13 protein-coding genes and 1 tRNA gene are annotated in these 14,348 nt (G+C 67.9%); 5 read left to right on the top strand and 9 right to left on the bottom strand.

Annotated features, from left to right (window positions below; genetic code table 11):
- Positions 1-9 precede the first annotated feature (9 nt).
- Positions 10-1,887, top strand: a complete 1,878-nt coding sequence (locus HOV77_RS18340) for a hypothetical protein (protein ID WP_290863634.1) — start codon at positions 10-12, stop codon at positions 1,885-1,887.
- Between the two features lie 125 nt (positions 1,888-2,012).
- Here the strand turns inward: HOV77_RS18340 and HOV77_RS18345 are convergent, their stop codons facing one another.
- The 4 genes from HOV77_RS18345 to HOV77_RS18360 all read right to left on the bottom strand — a co-directional run bounded on the left by HOV77_RS18345 (position 2,013) and on the right by HOV77_RS18360 (position 7,584).
- Positions 2,013-3,815, bottom strand: coding sequence for an NHL domain-containing thioredoxin family protein (locus HOV77_RS18345; protein ID WP_290863635.1), 1,803 nt, complete (start codon positions 3,813-3,815; stop codon positions 2,013-2,015).
- A gap of 46 nt (positions 3,816-3,861) precedes the next feature.
- A complete protein-coding gene (locus HOV77_RS18350; protein WP_290863636.1) occupies positions 3,862-4,593 on the bottom strand; it encodes a 5-oxoprolinase subunit PxpA in 732 nt (243 codons plus the stop codon).
- Positions 4,594-4,940: 347 nt separating this feature from the next.
- Positions 4,941-5,618 carry a hemolysin III family protein gene (locus HOV77_RS18355; protein WP_290863656.1) on the bottom strand — a complete coding sequence of 226 codons (678 nt, stop codon included), beginning with the start codon at positions 5,616-5,618 and terminating at the stop codon, positions 4,941-4,943.
- Between the two features lie 115 nt (positions 5,619-5,733).
- Positions 5,734-7,584 (bottom strand): acyl-CoA dehydrogenase, encoded by a 1,851-nt coding sequence (locus tag HOV77_RS18360; RefSeq protein ID WP_290863637.1) that lies wholly within the window; start codon positions 7,582-7,584, stop codon positions 5,734-5,736.
- A gap of 252 nt (positions 7,585-7,836) precedes the next feature.
- Between HOV77_RS18360 and HOV77_RS18365 the strand changes: the two genes are divergently transcribed.
- Positions 7,837-7,977, top strand: coding sequence for a hypothetical protein (locus HOV77_RS18365; RefSeq protein ID WP_290863638.1), 141 nt, complete (start codon positions 7,837-7,839; stop codon positions 7,975-7,977).
- Here the strand turns inward: HOV77_RS18365 and HOV77_RS18370 are convergent.
- Positions 7,974-9,221 carry a PP2C family protein-serine/threonine phosphatase gene (locus HOV77_RS18370; RefSeq protein WP_290863639.1) on the bottom strand — a complete coding sequence of 416 codons (1,248 nt, stop codon included), beginning with the start codon at positions 9,219-9,221 and terminating at the stop codon, positions 7,974-7,976. The two genes, HOV77_RS18365 and HOV77_RS18370, sit on opposite strands and share 4 nt — an antisense overlap.
- Before the next feature lie 122 nt (positions 9,222-9,343).
- On the opposite strand from HOV77_RS18370, the gene HOV77_RS18375 reads away from it, so the two are divergent.
- Complete coding sequence (locus HOV77_RS18375; RefSeq protein WP_290863640.1) at positions 9,344-9,979, top strand: GNAT family N-acetyltransferase; 636 nt, start codon at positions 9,344-9,346, stop codon at positions 9,977-9,979.
- Position 9,980: 1 nt separating this feature from the next.
- On the opposite strand, the gene dcd is transcribed toward HOV77_RS18375, so the two are convergent.
- Positions 9,981-10,559 carry a dCTP deaminase gene (gene dcd / locus HOV77_RS18380; RefSeq protein ID WP_290863641.1) on the bottom strand — a complete coding sequence of 193 codons (579 nt, stop codon included), beginning with the start codon at positions 10,557-10,559 and terminating at the stop codon, positions 9,981-9,983.
- 92 nt (positions 10,560-10,651) lie between these two features.
- Here dcd and HOV77_RS18385 point away from each other — a divergent pair, with 92 nt between their 5' ends.
- Positions 10,652-11,194: a pyridoxamine 5'-phosphate oxidase family protein gene (locus HOV77_RS18385; RefSeq protein ID WP_290863642.1), complete on the top strand. Its 543-nt coding sequence runs from the start codon at positions 10,652-10,654 to the stop codon at positions 11,192-11,194.
- Between the two features lie 77 nt (positions 11,195-11,271).
- Here HOV77_RS18385 and HOV77_RS18390 read toward each other — a convergent pair whose 3' ends face one another.
- On the bottom strand, positions 11,272-12,237 hold the full coding sequence (locus tag HOV77_RS18390) for a zinc metalloprotease (RefSeq protein ID WP_290863643.1): 966 nt from the start codon (positions 12,235-12,237) through the stop codon (positions 11,272-11,274).
- 220 nt (positions 12,238-12,457) lie between these two features.
- On the opposite strand from HOV77_RS18390, the gene HOV77_RS18395 reads away from it, so the two are divergent.
- Positions 12,458-12,531 (top strand) — tRNA-Gly (locus HOV77_RS18395).
- 131 nt (positions 12,532-12,662) lie between these two features.
- Here HOV77_RS18395 and HOV77_RS18400 read toward each other — a convergent pair.
- Positions 12,663-13,229, bottom strand: coding sequence for a DUF998 domain-containing protein (locus HOV77_RS18400; protein ID WP_290863644.1), 567 nt, complete (start codon positions 13,227-13,229; stop codon positions 12,663-12,665).
- Positions 13,230-13,353: 124 nt separating this feature from the next.
- Positions 13,354-14,346 carry a C40 family peptidase gene (locus tag HOV77_RS18405; RefSeq protein WP_290863645.1) on the bottom strand — a complete coding sequence of 331 codons (993 nt, stop codon included), beginning with the start codon at positions 14,344-14,346 and terminating at the stop codon, positions 13,354-13,356.
- Between the last annotated feature and the right edge of the window lie 2 nt (positions 14,347-14,348).

Below are 14,348 nucleotides of genomic sequence, written 5' to 3' on the forward strand. Positions count from 1 at the left end.
GAGGACCAAGTGAATATTCCGACCGCCGGACGAAGGCTTTCCGCTGCCGTCCTCACGACCACGCTGGCGGTGACGGGCTGGACGGCGGTCACCGCTGCGCCCGCCGCCGCGCACGCGTACACCGATCGTGCCCCGCTCAGCGCCTGGGTCTACACCGATTCCCGGGATCCTGGGACGGGAGTGAACGTCCTCGACCGCAACCTCGGTACCGCACCGCTCGGTTCGTGGCGGGACGCCGACGGCAAGCACCACATCTCTCGGTCCTATGTGACCTTCGACCTGTCCGCGTACGTCGGCAAGAAGGTCTCTGCAGCGAACGTGTACTTCGAGGAGCGAAAGGTCGCAGACTGTTCCAAGCGGTCCGTCGAGATCTGGTCCACCACGAACGGCCCGGTGACGTGGGCGAACCCGCCGACCGAGGTGGCCATGCTCGGCGCAGACCGGGTCGGGGAGGGCATCTGCCCACGCATCATCGGGACCGAGGTCACCGAACTCGTGCGTAACGCGGTGCTCGTCGGGCGGCGCAGTGTGTCGCTGGAGATCCGGGTGGGCGCCGACGTCGAAGGCGACGTCGCCTACGGCCGGTCGATTTTGAACAGTGGCAACAGCATCGCGCTGTCGGTCGCCTCGAATACTCCGCCTACGGTGGACTCGACCAAGCTCTTCACGGCGTACCGTCCCTGCTCACGCGAACCGCGGCCGAGTCCCTTGCCTAGCAGCGGAATGACGCTGTCGGCCATGTTCGCCGACGCGGACAGCCACGACGAGTACAACCTCACCGCCGAGTGGGCGATCTGGCCCGCCGACCACCCCGAGCAACGGACGGTTCTGACCGAGCGCGCCCGCAACGGGTATCAGTCGGGAGTGTTCGCGCCGTCATCGCTGTTCGCCCAGGGCCGGACCTACAACTGGCAAACGCGGGTCTTCGACGGTTCGGACTACTCCGAGTGGTCGGCGACCTGTGCCATCACCATCGACGCGGTGAACCCGGCGTCGGCGCCGCAGATCGTCAGCCCAACCTTCCCTGAGTCGGAGTGGGCACCGGGCGGTACGCCGGGCGCCTTCACGTTGTCCGCCGGTGGAGACACCGATGTCGTCGGCTTCCAGTACAACTGGACCGGCTCCTTCGGCGTGCCGGTGGTGTCGACCGACGACCGTGGTACACCGATCTGGCATGACCCGTTCGACCTACCCGGCTACGTGCGGGCGAACGCGCCCGGCGGATCAGCCTCGGTCATGCTGTCCCCGCCCGGCAACGTCAACACCCTCTACGTACGCAGCATCGATGCGGCCGGTAACGTCGGACCGCAGGCCACCTACCGCGTCTTCGTGGCCGACACCTCGCCCCGGCTGACCGTCGACGGGGCGGAAAGCCCCTCCGGCGTCTACGAGGTCGACTACGGCAGCCGGTTGACCGTGCGGTTCACCCCGCACCCCGGAATCTCGCCGATCGTCGAGTACTCCTACCGCCTGGATGATCGGCAGTGGACGGTGACGCCTGGGCCTGACGGCACCGCTGAGGTCACGATCATCGCCGAGGGATCCGACATCGCCGAACTCGCAGTACGCGGCCGCAGCGCAAACGGCTGGGTCAGCCCGGAGTACAAGGTCTTTCTCTCGTTGCTGACCGGCCCGAAGGTGACCGGCACCGTCAACGGAGTGGGCGAGGAAGCTGTGTTCGTCCTCGCACCTCGACTTCCGGGGACTGCCGCCTACACCTACCAGTTCGACTATGGCGAGTACGCGACGACCGCCGCTGGGGCGGACGGCACGGCCAAGGTGTCCTGGACGCCGACTTCGGCCGGATCCCACGTCCTGACGGTGTGGGCGGTCGACGCCGACGGCAATTGGCTCACGTACACCGACTACACGTTCGACGTCGCGTAGCTATCACGCGCCCGAAGATCAGCGCTGGATCGGGGTTCGCGGTCGAATCATCCTGCAAGATTCGACCCAGAACCCTGATCCAGCGCGAAGCCTGGCCCAGCGTGCAGCGCCGTAGGAACAGCGGGTCAGCGAGCGAGCAAAGCGAGCGCCACCCGGTCGGAAGCGGAGGCGTCAACAGTCACAGGTACGCCCCAGTCCTGCCGAGCGAGGTGGCAGGCGGCGTGTTCGACGTCGGCGTCACAGGTGGCCGCCTGCGCCACGACCTGAAGTACGCCGGACGCTACCTCGGGATTGATGACGAGCTGCCGAACGAGCGACGTCGTCACGCCCGCGCCCGCCAGGAGCAGTTCTGGCGGGGAGGCCGACACCTCCAGCCGAGTGGACGGCCCGTAGGTCTCGTCGAGCTTCTGCCCGGGCGGCGGGGTGAACAGGATTTCCAGTGTGACGTCACCGGACCGGATCGGGGTGGCTGGCCGCTCGACGGTGAGGCGACCGCCGTCGACCACGGAGTCCACCGCGCCCGGCGCGAGCCGGATCAGCCGGTGGGCGGCCGATTCCACCACGAGGACGGATCCGTCGCCGGTCAGGATCACGTCGCTGGGCTCGGCCAATCCACTCTCCACTGTGGAGATCTGGCCGTCGGCGTACCGGCGGATGGCGCCGTTGTAGGTGTCCGCGATCAGGACCGAGCCGTCGGGCAGCGCGCAGACGCCGAGCGGGTGCTGGAGCAGCGCGGTCTCGGCCGGGCCGTCGACGTGCCCGAAGTCGAACAGGCCTTGGCCCGCCGCGGTGTGCAGTTGGTTGCCCTCGACATACCGCAGCGCGCTCGTCTCGGAGTCCACAAACCACAGTCGCTTGCCGTCCGCGGCGACCGACAGGCCCGAGGGCTGCGACAGCCACGCCTGCTCCAGGTCTCCGTCGCGCAACGCTTCCACGGTGGTTCCGGCATACACCCCGGCGGTACGCCGAATGGGGTCGAACCACCAGAGCTGGTGAATACCCGCCATCGCGATCACGATGCGACCGTCATACCAGGCGACGTCCCAGGGGGACGACAGGTCGACGCTGACCGCGTCGTGCGGACGGAAGTCCACTGTCGAGCGCCACTGCCGTCCCGTGCCGGCGATCGTGGTCACTTCCCCCGTCTCGAGGCGTACGCCCCGGAGCAGGTGGTTGACGGTGTCGGCGACCACGACGTCGTAGCCGACCTGCTCAGCGACCTTCTCGGGGAGCAGGCACAGCCCCTGCGGCTCGGAGAAGCCGGCCGTGGCGGGCCCACCGTCGACGCGGCCCCGCGTACCGGAGCCGATCCGGCGTCGCACCGTTTCTCCGTCGGCTTCGAGTTCGACGAGCGAATGCCGGGCGGAGTCGCTGACGAGCACACTGCCGCCGGGCAGCGCCAGGGCCTTGCCGGGGAACCGCAACGCCGTCTTGCTGGGCAGCGGCGGCACGTACGGACCTTCGCCCCGGTGCAGCGTCCCCTTCGCCTCGTGCTCGGCGACGATCTGCTCGATCAGCCGGGTGAGACCCTCGGCGTGCCCCTCGCCGGCCATGCTCGCGACCAGGTAACCCTCGGGGTCCACGACGCTGAGCGTCGGCCACGCCTTGGCCGTGTACTGCTGCCACATCTCGAGCTGCGGATCGTCCAGCACGGGGTGCTCGACGCCGTAGCGCTCGACGGCCGCCACGAGCGCGTCCGGATCCTTCTCGTGCTCGAACTTCGGCGAGTGCACCCCGATGATCGTCAGCACATCGGCGTACTTCTGCTCCAGCGGGCGCAGCTCGTCCAGGACGTGCAGGCAGTTGATGCAGCAGAAGGTCCAGAAGTCGAGGACGACGATCTTGCCCCGCAGGTCGGCGAGCTTCAGCTCTTTGCCGCCCGTGTTCAACCAGCCCCGACCGCGCAACTCCGGCGCCCTCACTCGCATCCGACAATCCTGCCGCATGCCGACCTCGGGCGGCGAGACGACCCGGTCACACCGCCGAACGGAGCTCCACCCCCGCGGACTCCAGCGCTGTGCGTACCCGATGAGCGAGAGTGACCGCCGCGGGCGTGTCACCGTGCACGCAGATCGAGTCGACGTTGTGCGGGACCACCGTGCCGTCGAGCGCGATGACCCGCTGGTCCACGGCCATGAGCAAAGCGCGGGCCACGACCTCCTCGATGTCGCCGATCACCGCGCCGGGCTTGCCGCGCGGCAGGAGCGTGCCATCTGCGCGATAAGCGCGATCTGCGAAACCCTCAAACACAACTGGTACGCCGGAATCAGCGGCCTCTGTCGACAAAGCGGATTCCGGGGCGCACAGCAACGGCAAGCCCACCGCGAGAGTGGCTTCGACGACGGCCGGAACATGTTCGATCGCGTGGTAGAGCGCGCCGTGCGGCTTCACGTACCGGACCGGGGCACCCTCGCTGGCCGCCAACGCCTGAAGCGCTCCGACCTGGTAGATGAGCTCGTCCCGGAGTTGTGGAAGCTCGTACTCGATCTTCCGGCGGCCGAACCCCGCCAGATCGCGGTACCCCACCTGGGCCCCGATGGTGACGCCGCGTTCGGCTGCGCCCGCACAGACCCGGCGCATGATCCCGGCGTCGCCGGCGTGGAAGCCGCAGGCCACGTTCGCACTGGTCACGACGGCTAACAAGGCGTCGTCGTCGCCGAGAGCCCAGTGTCCGAAGCCCTCACCAAGGTCCGCGTTGAGATCCATTCGCCCACCGTACCGACGCTCGCAGCCCACCGCCGTCACGCCATCCGCCGCAGCCCCGCCGACCCACGGCGTCCCCGCGCCTCCGTTCTTTCTGCGCGATCATGAACCTTCGGTCATGATCGACCGGCGTGTCGTGTCTGTGCCGCCCTGATCAATCCCCCGCGCCCGTGATCGACCTCCCGCGGCGAGGGCCTTGGCTGGGCGAAATCCGGCCCGGCCGTCATGACGACGCCCGTCTCAGTAGTTGATCACCCGCTGAGGGAGTCGATCAGGGCGCTGGGGACACGACACGCCGGTCGATCAGGGCGACAAGTTCATGATCGCGCAGAAAGCAGCGGGGAAGGAAGTCAGGCGTAGAGGGCGAAGTACACCGCGATCTGGTGGCAGATGGCGGCGAGCAGGGTGCAGGCGTGGAAGAACTCATGGTGGCCGAAGATCGTCGGCCAGGGGTTCGGCCGGCGCAGCGCGTAGAAGATCGCGCCGACGGTGTACGCCAGGCCACCGACCAGCAGCAGCACGAGGGCGACGACTCCCCCGTTGTGCAGGATGTCGGGCAGGACGGCGACGGCGACCCAGCCGAGGGCGATGTACATCGGGGCGGAGACCCAGCGGGGGGCATGCGGCCAGATCAACGACACCGCTGCGCCCGCGATCGCGCCCGCCCAGACGATGAGCAGCAGAACGGTCGCCTTGCCCTGGTCCAGCAGCAGTACGCAGAACGGCGTGTACGTCCCGGCGATGAAGATGAAGATCATGGCGTGGTCCAGCCGCCGCATGATCTGGTACCCACGCTCGCTCCACACTCGACGGTGGTAGAGCGCGCTGATCCCGAAGAGCCCGCAGACGGTGACGCTGTAGACGGCGACGCTGACCACCGGCGCGATGCCGGGCCGGAAGGCGGCCAGCGTGACGAGCACCGCCCCGCAGGCGAGTGCGATGAAGAACGCGTACGCGTGGAGCCAACCGCGGAGCCGCGGTTTGCCGATGTCGATCGGCTTCAGCTTCTGCTTCAGGTCAGCCGTCATGCTCACGTCACTAGGTTACGGCACCGTAGGTTACGACACCGTAGGTTGTGGCAATCTTCACCGGAACGGCAGACGGCGCCGAGCCTCCAGCCCGACGCCGTCCACATGAGAGGTCCTAGAACGCGGCCTCGTCGAGCTGCATCAGGTCGAGCGAGGCACCCTCGATGATGCGGCGGTCCGCGCCGAGCTTGGGCAGCACCTCGGAGGCGAAGAACTTCGCCGCCGCGATCTTGCCGGTGTAGAACGCCCGGTCGGCCTCGGAGACCTCGCCGTTGAGCGCGGCCAGCGCGACGGTGGCCTGCCGCTGCAGCAGCCACGCGATGACCAGGTCACCGAGCGCCAACAGCAGCCGGCGGGAGTGCAGGCCGACCTTGTAGACGGCGTCGGGGTCGCCGCCAGCCGCCTCGCCCAGCCAGCCGGTCAGGACGCCGACCATGCGCTGGAACTCCATGGCGGCCTTGCCCAGCGCTTCGCGCTCCTGCTTGAGTTCGCTGTTCTCGTTGTCGTCCGACAGGAACTCGGTGATCTCGGCCGCGACCGTGAGCATCGCCTTGCCGTTGTCCCGGACGATCTTCCGGAAGAACAGGTCGAGGCTCTGGATCGCGGTCGTGCCCTCGTAGAGGGAGTCGATCTTCGAGTCGCGGACGTACTGCTCCAGCGGGTAGTCCTGGAGGAAGCCGGATCCGCCGAAGGTCTGCAGCGACTCCGAGCCGAGCAGCTCGAATGCCTTCTCCGAGCCGACGCCCTTGACGAGCGGCAGCAGCAGGTCGTTGATCTTCGTCGCCTTCTTCGCGGCGTCGGTGTCACCGGCAGCGGCGGCGATGCGCGCCTTGTCGGCCCACTGCGCGGCGTAGATGTAGAGCGCGCGCAGCCCTTCGGCGTACGCCTTCTGCATCATCAGCGACCGGCGTACGTCGGGGTGGTGCGTGATGGTGACGCGGGGGGCGGTCTTGTCGGTCATCGACTTGAGGTCGCCGCCCTGGACCCGCTCCTTGGCGTACTCGAGCGCGTTGAGGTAGCCGGTCGACAGGGTGCTGATCGCCTTGGTGCCGACCATCATGCGGGCGTTCTCGATGATGAGGAACATCTGCCGGATGCCCTCGTGCACCTCGCCGAGCAGCCAGCCCTTGGCCGGTACGCCGTGCCCGCCGAAGGTCATCTCGCAGGTGGCCGAGACCTTCAGGCCCATCTTGTGCTCGACGTTGGTGGCGTAGACGCCATTGCGCTCGCCCAGCTCGCCCGATTCCGGGTCGAAGTGGAACTTCGGCACCAGGAACAGCGACAGGCCCTTGGTCCCCGGTCCGCCGGCTCCCGGCGTGTCGACCGGCCGCGCGAGCACGTAGTGGATGATGTTCTCGGTCATGTCCTGATCACCAGAGGTGATGAAGCGCTTGACGCCCTCGATGTGCCAGGAGCCGTCCGGCTGCGGGATCGCCTTCGTGCGCCCGGCGCCGACGTCCGAACCGGCGTCCGGCTCGGTGAGCACCATCGTCGAGCCCCAGCGGCGGTCGACGAAGATCTGCGCCCACTTCTTCTGCTCGTCCGTGCCCTCCGAGAGGATGGTGTTCACGAAGGACGGGCCGGACGAGTACATCCAGACGGCCGGGTTCGCGCCCAGCACCATCTCGGCGATGGTCCACCACAGGCTGCGCGGCGCGAGCGTGCCGCCCACCGTCGAGGGCAGGTCGAGCAGCCAGAACTCGGAGTCCATGAACGCCTGGAAGGACTTCTTGAAGGCGTCCGGGACGGTCACGGAGTGCGTCGCCGGGTCGAAGACCGGAGGATTGCGGTCGGCCTCGGCGAAGCTCGCCGCGAGGTCGACGCGGGCCAGCCGGTCGACCTCGGCCAGCACGCCCCGCGCGGTCTCCGCGTCGACGTCGGCGTAGGGGCCGGTCCCGAACGGCGTCTCGAAGACCTCGAAGAGGTTGAACTCCAGGTCCCGAAGGTTGCTCTTGTAGTGCGTCATCGCTTCCCCAAGCCCTTTGGTGTGTGCCGGTTACCGATCAGTAACCTCGACTCTAGCGCGCAAACATTACTCGGCGGTAACCGGTCACGAAGAAATCACTGCGCACTCTCGGAGACGATGTCTGTTTCATCCCATAAGCCGGAAAAATGAGTAGGTTCCGCTGGACCAGGGCAACTCGACACGCCGTCTCACCCGTCACCTTCTTCGGGGGCTTTCGTTCCTGAGAGTGACTCGACAGGGGAGGAACCGACCATGAAGGTGATCATCGCCCGGCTTTTCGACAGCCGGACGCCCGCGCGCTACATCGGCCGTCACCGCGCGCCGAGCGCATTGCCTGCGGCCTTCACGATGGCTGAGGCCCGTCGGGTGCGCGCGGCTCGTCTCGTCTCTTAAGCGGTACGCGTAGAGCGCGGACCGCTCGGCTGAATCGGACCGGCGTCGGGCCGATCGGGGGGCAGACCGGGCAAGGGCGTCCGCGGTGGTGAACCGCCGTCGTGGGGAGCCGACCGGGCCGGGGTCGACGGCGCAGTTCCGACCTCCCAACTCGGCATGGGCCCGCCGGGCTGTGGACCGGTGTATTCGAGCAGGACGAGCGCGATGTCGTCGTCCAGCCGGCCGTGCACCCACTCGACCAGCGCGGTCTCGACCGAGGCAAGTCCGTCGCCGACGGTGCCGTGGCCGAGCAGCCGCCAGGCGCGCTCCGCGATCGGGAAGAACCGGCCGTCCCGGCGAGCCTCGGCGAGTCCGTCGGTGAAGATCAGCAGCCGGTCGCCGGGTTCCAAACGTTCCACCCGAGCCTTGACCGAGGGCAGGAAACCCAGCGGCGGCGCGGGTGACGGCGGTTCGAGCGGGATGACGTTGCCCCGCCGCAGCAGCAGAGGCGCGGGATGGCCGCAGTTCACGACGGTCAGCGTCCCGCCGCGTTCCTCGACGAGCACCGCGGTGACGAAGTCCTCCTCGCCGACGCTCCGGGCGACTGCCCGATCGAGGTCGGCCACGATGGCCCGCAGATCGGCCCGGTCGTACGCCACGTGCCGATAAGAGCCGAGCACGATGCTCGCCAGGCGGACGGCATCGAGGCCCTTGCCCCGGACATCGCCGACGATGATGCGTACGCCGTAGGCCGTCTCCACCGCCTCGAACAGGTCGCCCCCGATGTCGGCCGCTGCAGTAGCGGAGATGTATCGGCCCGCGATCGACAGCCCGCCGACGGTGGGACCCAACGGACGCAGCACCGCCTGCTGGGCGATCATCGCGAGGTGGGACAGCTCGGCGATCCGCTCGGCCTGCTTCTGGCGTACCGCCGCGGCCGCGGCCGCGAGGCCGGTCGCGAGGGCGATGCCGATGACGTTGAGAAGGGTGGTCTGCCCCCGCGCACCGCCCATGACGGCGAAGACGGTCCCGAGCCCGGTGGCCAGACCGCCCGCGACCAGCACCGATCGCCACGGCGCGAAGGCGGCCGCCAAGAAGGGCGCCGTCGCCATCAAGCCGATGTAGTGCGGTTCGTCGCCGTCGGCCCACTCCAGGACGGCCAGGAAAAAGAGCAGGATGGCGGCCGCGCCGACGCCGGCGCGGGTGCCTGGGGTAAGTGGCCGGCGAGACGACCACAGCAGTCGTTCGAGTACGGCAATTAGCATGCCGGATCGCGGCGGCTACGACGATGAGGTTGACCCGACAGACGACCTCATTCTGACCGGGCGGAGGAGGGGGGCGTCATTATCCGGTTGCCCGCGCACGAGTCAGCCTCAAGGATGACCCGATGCTGGTAGATCACCTCCCGTTGTACGGCTTACGGGTGCGTACGCCCGATCTTGAGCTGCGGCTGCCGGACTTGCCGGAGCTCGCCCGTCTGGGGGACGTCGCCGGTGAAGGTGTGCACGATCCGGGAGTCATGCCGTTCATGCACCCGTGGACGCAGCAATCGGACGTCGGACGGCACGTCATCCTGAGTGCACTCGCCGAACTCGGTCAATGGCGGCCGGGCGATTGGAGTCTCGGCCTGGTCGCCTTCCGCGACGGTGAACCCGTCGGTCGCCAGATCTTGAGTGCCCGGGAGTTCGCAGTCACCCGGGAAGTACGCAGCTGGTCGTGGCTGGGCCGCCGGTTCCACGGCCAAGGTCTCGGTACGCAGATGCGCACCGCCGTCCTCGCGCTCGCCTTCGACGGCCTCGACGCGTTGAGCGCCTGCTCGGCTGCGTTCCTCGACAACCACTCGTCGCTGCGTGTCTCGGAGAAGCTGGGCTACCAGCCCGACGGCATCCAGGTCGACGCCGTACGCGGCGCGCCCACCATCTCCCGTCGGCTGCGACTCACCCGCGAACGCTGGTCGCAGCATTCACGCGTACCAGTGGAGATTGAAGGTCTGGATCCTTGCCGCGAGATGTTCGGCGCGTGAGTCAGCGCGTGGGCCAGGTCCGCCAGTTCTGCCACGAACGGCTCGGCGTCGGGCCGCGCTGCCCCTGGTAGCGCGAGCCGTAGACGGACGAGCCGTAGGGGTGTTCGGCCGGCGACGAGAGCTGGAAGAGGCAGAGCTGGCCGATCTTCATGCCGGGCCACAGCTTGATCGGCAGATTTGCCACGTTCGAGAGTTCGAGCGTGACGTGGCCGGAGAAGCCGGGGTCGATGAAGCCGGCGGTGGAGTGGGTGAGCAGGCCGAGCCGGCCGAGCGACGACTTGCCTTCGAGCCGGCCCGCGAGCTGCTCGCCCAGGGTGACCACCTCGAGCGTGGAGGCCAGGACGAACTCGCCGGGATGCAGCACGAAGGGCTGGTCGTCGTCCACCTCGACGCACGCCGTCAGCTCGTCCTGCTGGACGGCTGGATCGATGTGCGTGTAGAGGTGATTGTTGAAGACCCGGAAGTGCCGGTCGAGGCGCACGTCGATGCTCGACGGCTGAACGAGATCGGGCTCGAAGGGATCGAGCACGAGGTTGCCGTTCTTCAGCTCGGAGACGAGGTCGCGGTCGGAAAGCAGCACCCTGGCACTCTAACCCAGCCCTTATGTACTACTTGCGCGTCGGCTCGGCGTTTCGGCTAGGTGTTCGTACGTCTGTTCTATAGAATCGTCGTATGGCTTCCTGGACGCAGTTCGCCGCGGCCTCTCCCCGGCTCGCCGCGCAGATCCGTGCGCTGTTCCACCAGTACGGCCCAGGACTGGGCTACCTCGCCACGGTCCGGTCCGACGGCGGCCCGCGGGTGCACCCCGTTTCTCCGCTCATCACCACCGAGGGTGCCTACTGCTTCCTCATCGACTCACCGAAACGCCGCGACCTCGAACGCGACGGCCGATACGCGCTGCACGCCTTCCCGGCTGAGGAAACCGACGTCGAGGCGTACCTGACCGGGACGGCCCGTCCGGTCGAGGACCCGGACGTGATCGCCCGCATCGCCGCTCGCGCAGGCGCGGACGACTCCGTCGACTGGCGGCTGTTCGAACTCGACGTCGAGGTCGCGATGCTGCACTCCCCCATGGGCCCCACCAGCGACGGCCGGGCCCGCTCCGGGGTCGCCCAGGTCTGGCGCGAATCCCCACCCGAACGGCGAAGCCCGCGCCGCCGTGGCTGGCGACGCGGGCATGTTCCCGCCTTGCTGCGGGATGTGATCGCGGCCTGACGCCCCCCGGCTCCGAACCCAATCCCCCGTTGTCTCGCCGCGTCGGCCTCGCAGTCACCGACGCGGCGAGCTCCTCGTCAGGCGCGGTACGCCGTCCAGCCGTCGAGCATCCGCTGGGCCTGGCCTGCGGTGAACTCGTACATGCAGGCGTCGTCGGTGTAGTCCATGAAGTTGTGGATCGGGTCGACACCCGACGCCGAGCACGTGTCCCGGTCGACCGGGCAACCGAACGCGGCCGACTGCTCGGCCGGCGTGTCCGAGACCTTGTCGTTGGTCTTCGAGCAGCCACCCTGGAACGTGTGGTACAGGTTCAGCCAGTGGCCGATCTCGTGCGTCGCCGTGTCACCCTCGTTGTAGGGGGTCGCCGTCCCACCGGGGACCGACTCCGCCAGGATCACCACACCGTCTGAAGTGGACAGCTTCCGGGTCGGGAAGGTCGCCCAGCCGAGCAGATCGTCGCTCAGCAGACCGGTGTAGATGTTGAGCGTCCCGGCGTCGCCCTCGCGCAGCGCCGCCTTCATGTCCTTCTCGCCCTGCGAGCCGTAGACGATCGGGTACCACGCCGAGTTGACCACCCGGTGGACCTTCACCAGCTGGAACTGGAAGGCCGTCGCCGAACCGCCGTAGACGCCGGCGTACGACTTGTTGAGCACGTCCAGCTGAGCGGTGATCAGGTTGTCGGGGATGTTGCCGTTCGCCCGAGTACCGTCCGAGCTGATCACATGCACGATCACGGGAATCGTGATCGTCGCGGCGGCCGTGGTCGCCCCCGGCTTCTTCCCCTTGCCCTTGAGCAGGGCGTTGGTCTCCTTCTCGCGGGCATCGGTCTGCGCCGCGGTCAGCTCGTTCGGGTCGGCCTTCGCCGCGCTGCCCGGCTTGGCCTTCGCGTCGGCCGCCCCGGTGGCGACCGGGTTGTAACAGGCCGCCGAAGACGCGGCGAACGCGCCCACAGCGACCGGTGAAGCATTCAGCACGAAGGCGGCCGCGGCGGCCACCGCGAGTCCAGCCGCACGCTTCCTGGGCGTACGCCCTGCGTCTGCCATGCCATCTCCTCCCCACGACACGCCGGTAGTCGTGTCGCGACAGTGCGCCCCGGGATCGGGGGTCTCTCGGACGCTACGGAGGATCGATCGCGGTCGAGAATAGTGCGCTCGGCCGTGACTGTCGCTGGCGATGGATCATCATCGCGGCATCGGCATCAGCCGATCATCGGATGCCGGGATTGCGCGTGTCCGGGGACGACCTGATAGAGTTGCGCCGCCTGCGGGTGTAGTTCAATGGCAGAACATCAGCTTCCCAAGCTGACAGTGAGGGTTCGATTCCCTTCACCCGCTCCAGACGAAAAGCCCAGGTCAGGGACGTGATCCCGAACCTGGGCTTTCGTATGTAGCCCGCATTCGGTGAAGATCAGGGTTATGGGTCGAATCTTGGGCCAAGATTCGACCCATAACCCTGATCTGGTGGGAACTCACAGTCGGGCGAGTGCCGCAGTGGGGGCCGGAACGGCGGCGCGCAGGAGCCGCCCGGCCAGCACGATCAGCATGCCGAGTTCGGCGGCGGCCATGACGCGCTCGGTGAGGCCGATGGCGTACCGGTGGAGCAGGTAGGTGGAGGCCAGCATGGCCAGTCCGCCGGCCATTCCGACGCCGGTGAGTCGACGGAAGCCGAGGCGCAGCCCGGCGGCGAGCAGCGCGGCGAACGCGACGGTGGAGGCGTACCGGTGGAGGTAGCCGGCTGCGCTGAGGGCTTCACCGACCGGATCGGTGGGCACGACGGTCGCGACCAACAGGGCGCCGCTCCAGACGCTCAGCAAGACCGTGGCCAGCCGATGCGATCGATAGAGCGACGGAAGCAGGCCCAGGGTCGCAAGGGCGGCGAGCGCCATGGCGGTTTCGACCGCACCGCCACGATCGGCGGCGGCGTAGTCGCTGATGGTGTGCTCCCACGGCGACAGGCCGTCGCCGTCGAGGTGACCGACGATGGTCAGCAGCCCGGAGAGAAGCAGTCCGAAGAGGGCGAACGAGAGGCGAGTCATGAAGATCATGCTCGTCGGGCGGCGGCTCGGAGACATCGCCGTCGCGACGGGTCCGGCTCTCCGTCGCGCGAGCTAGGTGACTGTCCCGTAGGGGCCCGCCGGACAGCGGGCCCCTACGGAAAAGTCAGGAGCCGTACGGACGGCCGTAGCCGTAGATCGGTGCGGCGTCGATCTTTCTCATCATGATCGGTACGCCGGCTCTGGACGCGTGCACGATCCAGCCGTTGCCGACGAACATGCCGACATGGTGGATGTCGGAGTAGTAGAAGACGAGGTCTCCGATGCGGAGGTTGGCTCGGGACACGTGCTGCACCGAGTTCCACTGCGACTTGGCGTTGTGCGGCAGCGAGATGCCGGCCGCCCGCCACGCCGCCATCGTCAGACCTGAGCAGTCGAATGAGCCGGGACCGTCGGCACCCCACACGTAGGGCTTGCTGATCTGGGCGCAGGCGTACTTCGCGGCGGTGGCGGCTTTGCCACCCGGGTAGGTCGAAGGGCACGGCGCCGGACGCAGGCTACCGAGTCCGCCTGTCGTCGCGTACAACTTCTGAACCTGGGTCTGCAAGGTTTTGATCTGGCCGTTGAGCTGTTTGGCCTGGTCGTTGAGCGTCTTCTCGGCCTCGGCGAGCGCGGCGATCTTGTCGTCGATCGGCTTGCGCTTCTCCGTCAAGTCGTTGCGCTTGGCGATGACGTCGGCCAGTTTGTCGCGCTGAATGCGGGAGAACTGGTCGAGCATCACGAGCTGGTCGGTGACGTCGGTCGGCGACTTGGCGCTGAGCAGGGCGTTCAGCTCGGTGGTGCTACCGCCGGTGTAGAGGTACGCCGCGAACTCACCGACGCGGGCGCTGGCCACGTGCAGTTCCAGCTCCAGCGGGTCGAGTTGCTTCTTCAGCCCTTCCAGCCGCTTGCGCTCGGCGGTGAGCTTCTCTTTGGTGTCGTTGTGCTGTTCCAGCACGGGCTCGAGCTTGTTCCAGGCGTCGTCGATCTGCTTCTCCAGCGCGCTGACCGACGGGTCCGCTCGGACGGCCTCACTGCTGAGCAGCATTCCCATCGTCGCGACGACGGAGAGCGCGAGAGTGATCAGGGCACGTGTCTTGCGGGTGGGATGGCTGGCCACCT

It is taken from the genome of Hamadaea sp., from assembly GCF_013362815.1.
Lineage (GTDB): Bacteria > Actinomycetota > Actinomycetes > Mycobacteriales > Micromonosporaceae > Hamadaea.

What these genes read in the sequence shown, in the direction of transcription:
- HOV77_RS18400 (WP_290863644.1), bottom strand. Translation starts at nt 13,229, where the DNA reads ATGACTCGCCTCTCGTTCGCCCTCTTCGGACTGCTTCTCTCCGGGCTG.
- HOV77_RS18345 (WP_290863635.1), bottom strand. Translation starts at nt 3,815, where the DNA reads ATGCGAGTGAGGGCGCCGGAGTTGCGCGGTCGGGGCTGGTTGAACACG.
- HOV77_RS18375 (WP_290863640.1), top strand. Translation starts at nt 9,344, where the DNA reads ATGCTGGTAGATCACCTCCCGTTGTACGGCTTACGGGTGCGTACGCCC.
- HOV77_RS18355 (WP_290863656.1), bottom strand. Translation starts at nt 5,618, where the DNA reads ATGACGGCTGACCTGAAGCAGAAGCTGAAGCCGATCGACATCGGCAAA.
- HOV77_RS18390 (WP_290863643.1), bottom strand. Translation starts at nt 12,237, where the DNA reads ATGGCAGACGCAGGGCGTACGCCCAGGAAGCGTGCGGCTGGACTCGCG.
- HOV77_RS18350 (WP_290863636.1), bottom strand. Translation starts at nt 4,593, where the DNA reads ATGGATCTCAACGCGGACCTTGGTGAGGGCTTCGGACACTGGGCTCTC.
- HOV77_RS18360 (WP_290863637.1), bottom strand. Translation starts at nt 7,584, where the DNA reads ATGACGCACTACAAGAGCAACCTTCGGGACCTGGAGTTCAACCTCTTC.
- HOV77_RS18365 (WP_290863638.1), top strand. Translation starts at nt 7,837, where the DNA reads ATGAAGGTGATCATCGCCCGGCTTTTCGACAGCCGGACGCCCGCGCGC.
- HOV77_RS18385 (WP_290863642.1), top strand. Translation starts at nt 10,652, where the DNA reads ATGGCTTCCTGGACGCAGTTCGCCGCGGCCTCTCCCCGGCTCGCCGCG.
- HOV77_RS18370 (WP_290863639.1), bottom strand. Translation starts at nt 9,221, where the DNA reads ATGCTAATTGCCGTACTCGAACGACTGCTGTGGTCGTCTCGCCGGCCA.